This window comes from Halobacillus naozhouensis (genome assembly GCF_029714185.1).
GTDB classification, from domain to species: domain Bacteria; phylum Bacillota; class Bacilli; order Bacillales; family Halobacillaceae; genus Halobacillus_A; species Halobacillus_A naozhouensis.
Window position 1 is genome coordinate 936,908 of the sequence record NZ_CP121671.1, and the last position, 12,357, is coordinate 949,264.

Genomic DNA, 12,357 nt, shown 5'->3' on the forward strand with positions numbered 1-12,357 from the left:
ATAATTTATGCAAAAATGGGTAGGAATTCAAGATAAATAATCTGAATTATCCGAATTGAACGTGATATGGGATCTGGCATGAAACTTGCAAACTATAAGGATGAACCTTTCCGTTGAGACGGCGGAAGGCAATATTCAAGGAGAGAGGGATGAGTGTGCAAGGAAATAAAGTGAAGAAAGCGGTTAAAAGACCATCCTTTAAAGTGGCCATGATCCCAATTGTATTTATGATTATGGCGCTGTATGTAGGCATTGCAAGGTTTGGGCTGGATCCTCATGTACCATTACTGTTAAGCGGGGTTGTTGCTGCAATTGTCGCTCTGTGGCTTGGTTATTCATGGGAAGACATTGAGAGTAGTTTTCTAGATACGATTAGATTATCTTTACAAGCGATCGTCATTTTATTGATTATCGGCGCGATCATAGGCTCCTGGATAGCTGCCGGGATCGTTCCGACGATGATTTATTATGGCTTGGGCTTATTGTCACCAGGATATTTCCTAGTATCAGCATGTGCGATTTCTTGTGTCGTAGCTTTAGCCTCAGGAAACGCCTGGACGGCTGCTGGAACCATTGGAATCGCTATTATGGGGATTGGTCAGGGTCTTGGAGTCGATTTGGCTATGGTAGCAGGCGCCGTCATATCAGGTGTGTACTTTGGGGATAAAGTATCGCCTTTATCGGAAACAACCAATATGGCACCAGGGATCACAGGGGCAGAGTTGTTTGAGCATATCAAGCACATGATGTTTACAACGATCCCTGCGCTATTGATTGCTCTGGTGATCTACACGATTCTAGGATTGCAATTTTCAGAAACTCAATCAAGTATCGCTGAGGTACAGACCCTTCAAAAGCAGTTGAGTGACATCTTTGTTATTTCTCCGTGGCTGCTGCTCGCGCCTGCAGCCGTTATCCTCATGATGATATTTAAAATGCCGGCTATTCCAGGGCTTACTATTGGATCTCTTATCGGGGTTGCCTTTGCTATCGGTTTTCAAGGGATGGGCACAGGCGATGCATTCAGTGTAATGTATTATGGTTTCTCAAAAGAAGTCGGTATTGAAGTAGTGGGTAATCTTTTGAATAATGGCGGGATGGAAAGCATGATGTACACCGTCGCCTTAATCCTTATTGCCATGTCATTTGGGGGGATTTTAGAGAAAGCAGGAATTTTAGAAGCAATTGTCGTGGCATTATTATCCTTTGCCAAAAGAACAGGAAGCTTAATTATGGCTACGGTTGGGACATGCATTTCAGCAAATGTGATTGCCTGTGATCAGTATCTCTCGATTATTCTTCCTGGACGGATGTACTCGAAAGCCTACAAAGATCGGAACCTTCATCCTAAAAACTTATCAAGAACACTTGAAGATGCTGGAACGATGACATCTCCGCTGGTACCGTGGAACACATGTGGGGCGTTTATGTTTGCGACATTAGGGGTTTCCGCATTCAGTTATGCTCCTTATGCTTTTTTAAACCTGATCAGTCCGATCGTTGCCGTTATTTACGGATATGCTAATTTTAAAATAGAATACTTGTCTGATGAAGACGAGCAATCTCAAGAATCAGCGTTTGCTACCGATCGTGAAGCAACGGAGGAAGCTAAGTGATGGGAATTAGTGAAAGCGCTTTACTTAAAGATAGGAGTGAGGGATTTGAAGTCAAGTGAGATGGTAACAAGCCCATGCCATGGAGTAGTTGAAGATATATCTATACAAATCAACAGTCGTGTCTATGAATGGGAATCTTTGTTTACGATTAAAACGGATGAGGGGCATCGTGAAACAGTGACGATAGGATTGAGCGGCACAGTTGATTCATTGGAAGTTCAAGTTGATGAAGAAGTTGTTCCCGGAATGGTCTTAGCTTATATAAAAGAGGACATAGTTGTAAGCGGAAGTGACTAATTATAAGTTTCGATCATGGAGAAGATTGAGATGACTCAATCTTCTCCATTCTAATTAAGTGTTCATACCATTTTTCGAAAAATTGTAACATTTGTTATAATGAAAAGATCGACGGCAACTGGAAGGAGCACGGTAGATGAATCATACGATTAGCAATAAACTGCGCCCCCTTTTTTGTATATCTGTAGACTCTCCTGAAGAGGGCTGGAGGGAACAAATCTCTCAACGAAGAGAACCATTCGTATTTCTGAAGAAAAACGATCAGGTCTATGCCTATGTTTATATGGATGATCTGACTGTCGCCGGGGTAAACAGTTTAGACCTGACGATCGAGTCACTTCAATCCTATGCCACTCCTATCGATCACGTCGGTGAGTTGAAGCCTGGAAGTTCAGCCACCTTACCGTTCATTTTTCAAATCCTTGGGGAACACGTCGCCTTGATTAAAAATGAACAAAATGAATACAGCGGCTACATACGGAGAGAAGATGCTCTTGTTGAATTGTTTCGCCAGGATCATAATATCAACCTTTTAAAAGTGATGTTATCCTCCATTCCTATGGGGATTTTTGTTGTAGATGGAGAGACAAAGATTGTAAATAGTAATGAATCAGGGTTAAAAATGATTAAGTCTTCTAAGGAACAAGTGATCAACATAAATGCCGGAAAGATATTTAACCAGGCTCATATCAACCAGGCCTTATCAACAGGGGAAACCCTGCTGAACCAACTTCATATCACTGATGAAATCGGAGTTCTCGTCGATTATAGTCCGATTGTTAATGATAACAAGCAGGTTGACGGGATGATTATTATCGTTCAGGACTTACCTATGGTTGAAGAGATGGCTATGGAAATTGAATATGTTAAAGATCTCAACACAGATTTGAATGCTATCCTTGCTACCATGTACGACGAAATATTAGTCGTAAATCATCGTGGTGAGCTGCTTCGGTATAGTGATAATTTTATCCCTGGTTTTTGGGGTGTCTCTGATTTAAAAGAAATCGTCGGAAAAAGTTTGCTCGAATTGGAAAAGCAAGGAGTATTCAGCCCGTCTGTCGTAAGGTTGGTCCTTGATAAAAAGAAGAAGGTTTCAGTCGTTCAAACTACACCAAATGGGAAAAGCGTATTAGCGGTGGGGAACCCTGTTCTGAATGACAAGGGAGACATCCATCGCATTATTGTCGCCTCAAGGGATATCACAGAAACGAAAAAATTAAAATCTGAATTAAGAGAAACGAAACGAATTTCGAAAAACTATAAAGAAGAGTTAGAAAAGTTGAAAACTAACCATCACGTTAGAAAAACGATCATTTACTGCAGCCCGCAAATGGAACAAATCATGGACAAAACAAAAAAATTGGCTGATTTTGATTCAACCGTTTTGATCCTTGGTGAATCCGGTGTCGGAAAGGAATTGATAGCTAAGTCGATTCATAGAGAAGGAAATCGTGTGAATCAACCTTTCATGACAGTAAATTGTGGTGCTATATCTGAAGAGTTGCTGGAAAGTGAGCTATTTGGTTATACCAAAGGAGCGTTTACGGGGGCGGATTCGAAAGGGAAAGTCGGCTTTTTTGAACAAGCCGATAAAGGTATTCTGTTTCTGGATGAGATCGGTGAAATCCCATTGCGGCTGCAGGTGAAATTGTTACGGGTTTTGCAAGAAAAGGAAGTCACTCCTGTTGGCAGCACGAAACCGACCCCGATTGATGTACAAATCATCGCTGCCACAAACCGGGATTTAGAAAAAATGGTGAAGGAGGGATCGTTTCGTGAAGATTTGTATTACCGTATTCATGTCATTCCGATTCAAGTTCCTCCATTAAGAGAAAGACCAGAAGATGTGCCTTTATTGGCGTTCCATTTCATTCAGCAGTTGAACGAACAATACAATAAAAACTACCACCTATCCCCTGAAGCTCTTAATCTATTGGAAGTCTACGATTGGCCGGGCAACATTAGAGAGCTGCAGAATTTAATAGAACGGCTGGTGGTTACGGCCGATGATGATGTCATCACTGCCGATTTCGTCAATCAATCGTTAAAATTTGGTGAAAGCAAGCACTCAAAACCTGTGATCACAGGAATTGTTCCTTATCGAGAGGCACAGGAACACCTGGAAGAACAATTGATTCTGCTAGCCATGAAAAAATATAAAACGACCACGAGGGCGGCAAAGGCACTTGAGATCAGTCAATCTGCGATAAGCCGCAAGTATCAGAAGATCTTACAGAGAAAAGCGAATACGGAAACCCCCCAGTAACAACTGAGCTACTTTTTTAGGGAAGTAGCTTTTTTTATGCAAAAAGGAATAGCCTATGCATATATTCATAGCCTCGGAAGAATACACGTTTACAATGCTCGAGTATAGCCCAATGTTTTCGAGTGAACAAAGTGGCATAGAACTTGCATTAAATAGTAGTGAAGAGAATATTCAATCAGGAGGTTTTATACATGACTGATCAACTGTCCTTTAAACATTCAAAGCATTCGGAGTTAGAAGAATTGGATAAAAAACATTACCTTCATCCGACTACGATTCCTAAAACACACGCCGAACAAGGTCCAAAACTCACTTTTGCAGAAGGGGAAGGAATTTACGTCCGTGATGTGAACGGTGAAAAATATATCGATGGGCTTTCGATGCTTTGGAATGTTAATCTTGGGCATGGCCAGCAAGAGCTTGCGGACGTGGCGAAAGAACAGATGTCTAAATTGGCGTTTAGCTCGTCCTTTGCCGGATACTCTAACGAACCAGCGGTAAGGTTAGCCGAAAAGCTTGCATCTCTGGCTCCGGGGGATTTGAATTCCGTATTCTATACGTCTGGCGGTTCGGAATCAAATGATACCGCTTTCAAATTGTCTCGTTTTTATTGGACCTTAAAAGGCAAGTCTGAAAAAACAAAGATAATCGGGATCAAACAGGCCTACCATGGGGTGACGATTGCGGCTCAAACTGCTACTTCGATTCCGTTGTTCCATGATTTTTCCGGTTCAAAAATTTCCGAAGTATTCCATGCCAATCCGCATTTAACGAATTGTGAACGTGGCGATAAGAGTGATCCTAATTATGAAGGATGTATACGGGATATCGTTGAAAAAGAGGGAGCAGACACGATTGCTGCAGTCATTATCGAGCCTGTCCAAGGATCGGGCGGTGTTCATGTACCTCCCGAGGGCTATTTGGAAGCAGTCAGAGATCTGTGCGATGAATTCGGTATTTTGTTTATAGCGGATGAAGTCATCTGTGGTTTCGGACGTACGGGAACAATGTTTGGTGTGGAAAACTGGGGAGTTGTACCTGATTTGATGAGTGTGGCTAAAGGGATTTCAAGTGGGTACTCTCAGTTAGGCGGTGTTCTTATCAAGGAAAGCATTCGCGACGTACTCGTTCAATATGATCAAGTTCTGGCTCATGGATTCACTTACAGCGGTCATCCCACAGCTTGTGCGGTTGCATTAAAGAATATTGAAATTCTGGAGCGCGACCAAATTGTTGCCAATACGAAAAATATGGAGTATGAACTCAGGGCAGGATTTGAATATTTGCAGGATAAACATCCTACCTTCACAAAATCAAGAGCAGTAGGATTATTAGCTGGTTTTGAGCTATATGCCGATCGTGACAGTGGCAAACCATTCGATTCAACGATTCTTCCGTCGGCGGAAGTGGTAGAGGAATGTTTTAAACGTAAACTAATTCTAAGAGCACTTTCTTCAAATGTTGGAAGGAATATCGTCGCCATCGCCCCGCCGTTGATCATAAACAAACAACAAATTGATGATATGATCAATATTTTAGACGATTCTATCACTGTGTTTGAAAAGAAATTTTGTTAAACCTGGAAAACTAGTAACTGGAAGGGGCCGTAATTCATGATTAAGAAGTTGACACTGCAAGGTTCTCCAAGGGAGATAGGCAGGCAGCATGGAAGTCAAGGGAAAGCGGAAGTGCATAAGAGTTTAGAGACATACGAAAAACTATTCCACGGATATAAAGGCATCAACTGGGGGGAAGCCAGGAAAATTGCTCTTGAGCATTTGCCAGCGATCAAACAATATGATCAACAGCTGATTGAGGAGATGCAGGGGGTCGCTGAAGGCGCAGGGGTGGAATTTGAAGATATTCTGGCTTTGAATGCCCGTAGTGAAATCGCCTTAGCCAATTATAGAGGAGCGAATTTTTCCGATGGTTGTACAGCTATAGCTGTGACAGCCCCATTAACGACAGATACGATCGTTGGACAGAACTGGGATTGGAAAGCTGAACAAAAGGAAAGCCTTCTGCTGCTTGAAATTCGTAGTGAAACAAAGCCAGTGATCACTATGGTGACCGAGGGAGGCATCATTGGGAAAATCGGCTTTAACTCCGCGGGGGTTGGTCTTTGCTTTAATGCCCTGTTGACGGATAAAAAGTCGAATGAAATTCCCATCCATCTCGGGTTACGGAGCGTATTAAATTCTAGCTCTTTACATGAAGCTATTTCTAAGATCAAAGGCGGCCAAATAGCTGCTGCTGCAAGTTTCTTAATTGGAATCGACGAAGGAAATGGGCAAGGCATGGCATTAAATGTAGAGGTTTCCCCATTTGGTATTGATATGGTAGGGGGAAATGATGGGAAGTTGGTCCATACTAACCATCTGGTCTCTCCAATTCTTAAACAGAACTTAAAAGACATGAGTGAATTTGTCTTTGATGATTCAATGATCCGTAAGAAGCGGGCCGAGCAGTTAATCGACACTTGGATTGCCAGACAACACCCTATTCATGAAGAGACGTTTAAAGAATGGCTTTCGGATCACTTTAATGCACCGAATTCTATCGATCATTATGAAAACCTGCGCGCCCCTGAGCATCGCCGCATGGAAACCGTGTTTTCGATCATTATGAATCTATCAGAACGGAAAGTATGGCTTTGTGTCGGACACCCGTCAGACGCACAATTTGAAGAAATAAAGTAAGGAGGGATCAAATGCTCTATATCAATGGAGAATGGAAGCCATCAATCACTGGAAATACTATCGAAGTTTTTAACCCAGCAACGGGTAAGCTGATTGACAAAGTAGCAGCAGGCGGCCGCGAAGAGACGATCGAGGCTATTGAATCAGCTAAAGCGGCTTTCAAGAAGTGGAAAAAAGCACCTGCCCAAGAACGTGGCATGTATTTAGCGCAGATATCTGCAAAAATGAGAGAGAAGGCAGACGAGATTGCTGAAACGATTACACTTGAAATGGGGAAGCCTTTGCCTGATGCAAAGCGAGAAGTACTGGGGGCGATCAATTATGTGGATTGGTACGGAGAAGAAGCGAAAAGAGTGTACGGGGAAACCATTCCGGCTTCGCAACCTGATAAACAGTTGATGGTCCTCAGACAGCCAATCGGTGTAACGGCTGCGATCACGCCCTGGAATTTCCCAGCGTCAATGATTACACGCAAGATTGCCCCGGCAATCGCGGCAGGGTGCACCGTTGTGTTGAAACCGGCACCCTCTACGTCGATATCAGCCATCAAGGTGTTCGAATGTTTTCATGAGGCCGGATTACCAAAGGGTGTAGCCAACCTAATCCTTGGTCCAGCGGAGGAAATTGGACCTGAATTGACCCAGCATCCTGACGTTCGTAAGCTGACATTCACGGGCTCAACTGCTGTCGGAAAAAAATTACTCCGGGATTCAGCGGATACCGTTAAAAAAGTTTCTATGGAGCTTGGCGGGCATGCGCCGCTAATTGTCTTTGAGGATGCTGATATCGATGCTGCCGTAAAAGGTGTTTTACTGACGAAGTTCAAAAATTCTGGCCAAACGTGTATTAGTACCAATCGTGTATATGTAGCAGAAAGCATTGCAAATGCATTCAGTCAAAAATTAGCTCAAAAAGTATCCGGGTTAAAAGTAGGGGATGGAATAGAAAACGGGATAGATATCGGTCCGCTTATCAATGAGCGGGCGTTAGAGAAAGTCGAAAGTCATGTGGAAGATGCACTTCAACATAATGGAGAAATTCTTTGTGGTGGGAAAAGGTACGTGGATAATGTACCGAATGGCCATTTCTATGAGCCAACTGTCATCAATTATGCTAATGATGACATGAAAATAGCTCGAGAAGAAACCTTTGGACCCGTGGCTCCGATATTTACGTTTAAGGATGAAGAAGAAATCGTTAAGCGAGCCAATCATGATCGGTATGGACTCGCTGCTTATTGCTTCACAAAAGATTTAGGTAGAGGTCATCGAATGATGCAAGAGTTGGAATACGGCATTGTTGGAATCAATGATCCGGCTCCAATTGTCACTCAAGCGCCCTTCGGTGGTATGAAAGAAAGCGGTATGGGAAGAGAAGGTGGTAAGTCAGGAATTATGGAGTATTTGGAAGAGAAGTTTGTCTCTATTCATACGGGTAAGTAAACAAGAAAGGGGCGAAAGGCTATGTCAAACATCAACTTAAACAGGTCAGAGCAAAAAATCGTCATCCGTAATACGACAGAAGGGGATTTAGAGGAAGTCGCAGCCCTGTCAGATCAAAGTTTCGGTCCGGATATTTCCTTTAAACGGGAACACTTTGCCAGCCAATGTGAGCTTTTTCCAGAAGGCCAAATTCTTGTAGAAGTGGACGGGAAAATTGTAGGCTCATCCTCAAGTCTCATCGTTAATTTTGACGAGTACAAAAACAATCATTCCTATACAGAAATCTCAGATTACGGATATATCCGTAACCATAACCAGGATGGGGTCAATCTTTATGGAGTCGAAGTTTGTGTCCACCCTGATTACAGACAGTTAAAACTAGGACGGCGTTTGTATGAGGCTAGAAAAAAACTTTGTAAGGATTTGAATTTAAAAAGTATTGTGATCGGCGGCCGGATTCCCAATTATCATAAATACGCTGATCAATTATCGGTAGAGAAATACGCCGACCAGGTCATAGAGAGAAATATTTACGACCCAGTAATGACCTTTCAATTGAAAAACGGCTTCGTGTTAAATGAAATTATTCCTGGTTACTTGCCAGGGGATAAGGAATCTCTAGAATATGCGACTTCCATGGAATGGCATAACGAGGATTACACTCCTGAATGATAGGTTCATATAATGCTATCCGCAATTTCTGTTAAGGTGTAATCCCCAACCATTAGGGAAGAACCATTTAGGCTTTGGGCAGAATCATAATGAGTTTAGTCAAAATTTTGAAGCTTATGGGCTGTATTAGTCATCCTAAAGCACAATTTTAAAAATCAAAAAAGCCCAGATAATTGGGTCATCCAATTATCTGGGCTTACCAAATCATGCTACTTGAAGTTTTCACTAATATATTTGATGATTTTTCCGATTTCCTTCGGGTGAGGGCGGCCGAAGGGACTTGTCTGCCGCTGTTGATAGAGAAGATTGCCTCGATCATCTGTCAAAAAGTAAGCAGGTTCACCATGTGTGCCATGATCTTCATAGGGATCTTCTGTGCCATGATAGTAGACATCATATTGAGCTAAAACAGTTAGATCTCCGTCCGATAATACCGGAAACGAAAGCCCATGTTTATCAACCATCTTCCTCAAACTCTGACTATTATCTGTAGAAATAGTGGTTATTTTTACTTTTTTATCTTCAAAATGATGCTTGCTTTCTTCAAATTCCTTTAATTCTGTCATACAAGCCGGGCACCACGATCCTCTGAAATAGATAAGTAAATGCCAGTACCCCTCATTGGCCTGACGATATTCTTCAAAGGTATAATCTTCGCCTGAAACAGCCGGCAATGTAAAGTTAGGGACTTTTTCTCCTAATTTAAACACGCTCATAGGGAGCCTCCTTTATTATTGGTTATATAACCCCTATACCCGTTTTGACAACATTTAAATAGTGGAAGAATAGTTAATCTCCAAAAAACCTGATCGTATTTTGGTAGAGCTGGTAGTGAACTTCGTCTAACGCCATCCCCTTCACCTTACTTATGGTAACTACTGATTTATGAATCATTTTTGGATGAGTAAGTTCATCTTTGAAAACTCCTTCAAATGGCCAGGGTCCATCGGTCTCGACCATCATCAACCGCAGGGGGTATTCCTTGATAAGTTGCTGAATTTCGGATTCATACAAGCAATCAGGTGTCACAGAAATAAAGTACTGGTTGTTAATCATACGCTGGATCGTTGGAGATGAACCTTTAAACCAGTGGAAGTGAGCTTTATGAAAATCATAATTTTCTAGTACATCACAAGCAAGATCAGCATCCTCATAAATAGCATGGAGAATGAGGGGTTTGTTCAGTTTAACGGCTAGCTGAACGAAGCTTTCAAGCAGGTCCATATAAGGCTGCAAATTGAGTGAAGGATCTTCTTTTCGTAAATAGTAAGGGAGGCCGACCTCTCCAATCGCTGTGATATTTTCTTTGTGTCGATCAATAAGCGAGAATAGCTGCTGCAGTTCTTGTTCGTTAGGCAGCTCTTGCTCCGGGTGAAATCCGATGGCTGGTTTGACTCGTTGATCCTGGTGAGCTAACTTCAAATTCGTTCGTGCCGATGTTGCGTGGTTCGAGACTGAAATTAAATGATCGATATGAAATGTTTCCAGCTCTTTTAAAATCTGCTCTCGTGCTTCATCACTATACATATCGAGATGAATATGGGCATCAATAATACGCTGCGTCATGAGAATTCCCTCAATTCATTATAGATTGTTTTTTTCCATTCTAAGAATTCATGAGTGAGCATTAATGATTCTTCCCTTGGCCGTTTGAAGGGGATTTTGAACTCTCTTTGCACATATGCAGGTTTATTTGATAATACAATAATTCGGTCTGACAAAAACAGGGCTTCTTCGATATTGTGGGTTACAAATAAAATCGAGCGTTTATAGTGTTCCCAAATTGACATTAGCCATTTTTGCATTTCGAGTCTGGTAAATTCATCGAGTGCAGAAAAGGGTTCATCTAAACAAATGAGTGATTGTGGGCTGAGCAGGCTTCTTATAAAGGAGGCACGTTGTTTCATGCCGCCTGACAGCTGGCTTGGATAAGCGGACTCGTACCCGCCCAGACCGGCTTTATCCATCATAACCCTGGCTGTTTCTGTATCACGCTTCCCAGCAATTTCAGCCCCTAACAGCACATTATCAAGAATCGTACGCCAGGGAAGAAGGGAGGGGCTTTGCGGCATATAGCTGATAGCTCCCCTTTTTCCAGTAATTCGTTGACCATCGAGATAAATGTCACCCTTTTCAGGAGGATAGAGACCTCCAATTAAATGAAAGAGCGTACTTTTCCCACTTCCTGAAGGTCCTAAAATGGAAACAAATTCAGCCTCATCAACATGAAGGGAGAGGTCTTTAATAATAGATTCGGAACCAAATGATTTGGATAATTGCTCAATCGATAACTTAGCCATCTTGTTGATCACCGCCTTTTGATTGCCACTTCGTAAGAACCTTCTCTACCTTTGATATCACTCCAAAGAACAGCAGACTTAACATCATAATGAAGAAGATTGCCACAAATACACGGTCTGTACGAAAGGAAGAAGAGGCTAGTGTCATGTAGACCCCGATTCCTTCATTCGCTCCCAGCCACTCGGAAATAACGGCTCCCATAACACTATAGGTTGCTGAGATTTTTAACCCGGAGAACATGGAAGGGATGGCATGAGGCCATTGTAATTTGCGAAAAATCTGTCCCTTTGATGCGCCAGCCATTTTCATGTAATGGATGAGCTCTTGGTTTGTTTGCCTTAAGCCGTCCATCGTGGCAACGGCGATTGGAAAAAAGCAGACGAGTACGATTACGATGACTTTTGGAAGCCAGCCAAAGCCGAACCAAATTACGAGCAAGGGGGCAAGCACGATGATCGGTATGTTTTGCGATAAAATGATCAACGGATAAAAGGCTTCCCGTAAACTCGGGATCATGTGTAGGAGGATGGCTACAAGTAATCCGAAGCTTGTGCCAATTACAAAACCCAGCAACGCTAGCTGGATTGTTGAGAACAGGTGATGAGAGTACTGATCCCAGCCGTTTATGGCTTCTTGCCAAATCAAGGAGGGAGCGGGCAATATCCAGTCGGGCACCTCAAATAGCTTGCTGCTTGCTTCCCATAGGATAAGCAGAAGGATGAGGACCAACCCTGGTCTCCACCCTTTATAAATCAGCTTTTTCATTAACGATACTTCTCCGTAAGGGAGTCCATAGAAGTTCCGTTTGGCTGGTAAAGCACTTTAATTTGTGAAATGACGTTACTGGCACCTTTCTCGACCATGGCTTCATTTACCTTTTCTATCAAAGGTAAAATCTCTGCCAGGTTACCTTCAATCGTTGTTTCAAGAGGATGCACCTTATAGTTTAATCCGGATTCATGGATCACGGAGATGGCGTGATCGACATAAGGGATGACATCTTCTTCATCTTTCGCCTTTGGAAGGATTTGTATGCTTACGAGTGAATTAGTCATGCTATT

The 12,357-nt window shown here is 42.4% G+C and carries 12 protein-coding genes; 7 read left to right on the forward strand and 5 right to left on the reverse strand.

Features of this window, described 5'->3' with window-relative positions; genetic code table 11:
• Positions 1-149 precede the first annotated feature (149 nt).
• The 7 genes from nhaC to P9989_RS04840 all read left to right on the forward strand — a co-directional run bounded on the left by nhaC (position 150) and on the right by P9989_RS04840 (position 8,995).
• Entirely contained in the window at positions 150-1,616 is a 1,467-nt protein-coding gene (gene nhaC / locus P9989_RS04810) for a Na+/H+ antiporter NhaC (protein ID WP_283077677.1), read from the forward strand.
• 60 nt (positions 1,617-1,676) lie between these two features.
• Positions 1,677-1,913 carry a biotin/lipoyl attachment domain-containing protein gene (locus P9989_RS04815; RefSeq protein ID WP_346274904.1) on the forward strand — a complete coding sequence of 79 codons (237 nt, stop codon included), beginning with the start codon at positions 1,677-1,679 and terminating at the stop codon, positions 1,911-1,913.
• Between the two features lie 136 nt (positions 1,914-2,049).
• On the forward strand, positions 2,050-4,182 hold the full coding sequence (locus P9989_RS04820; RefSeq protein ID WP_283077678.1) for a sigma 54-interacting transcriptional regulator: 2,133 nt from the start codon (positions 2,050-2,052) through the stop codon (positions 4,180-4,182).
• A 191-nt stretch (positions 4,183-4,373) separates the two neighbouring features.
• On the forward strand, positions 4,374-5,759 hold the full coding sequence (locus P9989_RS04825) for an aminotransferase family protein (protein ID WP_283077679.1): 1,386 nt from the start codon (positions 4,374-4,376) through the stop codon (positions 5,757-5,759).
• A gap of 36 nt (positions 5,760-5,795) precedes the next feature.
• Complete coding sequence (locus P9989_RS04830) at positions 5,796-6,881, forward strand: C45 family autoproteolytic acyltransferase/hydrolase (RefSeq protein WP_283077680.1); 1,086 nt, start codon at positions 5,796-5,798, stop codon at positions 6,879-6,881.
• A gap of 11 nt (positions 6,882-6,892) precedes the next feature.
• Complete coding sequence (locus P9989_RS04835; protein WP_283077681.1) at positions 6,893-8,323, forward strand: NAD-dependent succinate-semialdehyde dehydrogenase; 1,431 nt, start codon at positions 6,893-6,895, stop codon at positions 8,321-8,323.
• Between the two features lie 21 nt (positions 8,324-8,344).
• Positions 8,345-8,995 (forward strand): GNAT family N-acetyltransferase, encoded by a 651-nt coding sequence (locus tag P9989_RS04840; RefSeq protein WP_283077682.1) that lies wholly within the window; start codon positions 8,345-8,347, stop codon positions 8,993-8,995.
• 209 nt (positions 8,996-9,204) lie between these two features.
• On the opposite strand, the gene P9989_RS04845 is transcribed toward P9989_RS04840, so the two are convergent.
• The 5 genes from P9989_RS04845 to P9989_RS04865 form a co-directional block, all read right to left on the reverse strand.
• Complete coding sequence (locus P9989_RS04845; RefSeq protein WP_283077683.1) at positions 9,205-9,711, reverse strand: peroxiredoxin family protein; 507 nt, start codon at positions 9,709-9,711, stop codon at positions 9,205-9,207.
• A gap of 73 nt (positions 9,712-9,784) precedes the next feature.
• Entirely contained in the window at positions 9,785-10,561 is a 777-nt protein-coding gene (locus tag P9989_RS04850) for a TatD family hydrolase (RefSeq protein WP_283077684.1), read from the reverse strand.
• Positions 10,558-11,295: an ABC transporter ATP-binding protein gene (locus P9989_RS04855; protein ID WP_283077685.1), complete on the reverse strand. Its 738-nt coding sequence runs from the start codon at positions 11,293-11,295 to the stop codon at positions 10,558-10,560. The genes P9989_RS04850 and P9989_RS04855 overlap by 4 nt, the downstream gene beginning before the upstream one ends.
• Positions 11,288-12,061, reverse strand: coding sequence for an ABC transporter permease (locus P9989_RS04860; RefSeq protein ID WP_283077686.1), 774 nt, complete (start codon positions 12,059-12,061; stop codon positions 11,288-11,290). The genes P9989_RS04855 and P9989_RS04860 overlap by 8 nt, the downstream gene beginning before the upstream one ends.
• Positions 12,061-12,351, reverse strand: coding sequence for a thiamine-binding protein (locus P9989_RS04865; RefSeq protein WP_283077687.1), 291 nt, complete (start codon positions 12,349-12,351; stop codon positions 12,061-12,063). Before P9989_RS04865 ends, P9989_RS04860 begins: the two co-directional genes overlap by 1 nt.
• Between the last annotated feature and the right edge of the window lie 6 nt (positions 12,352-12,357).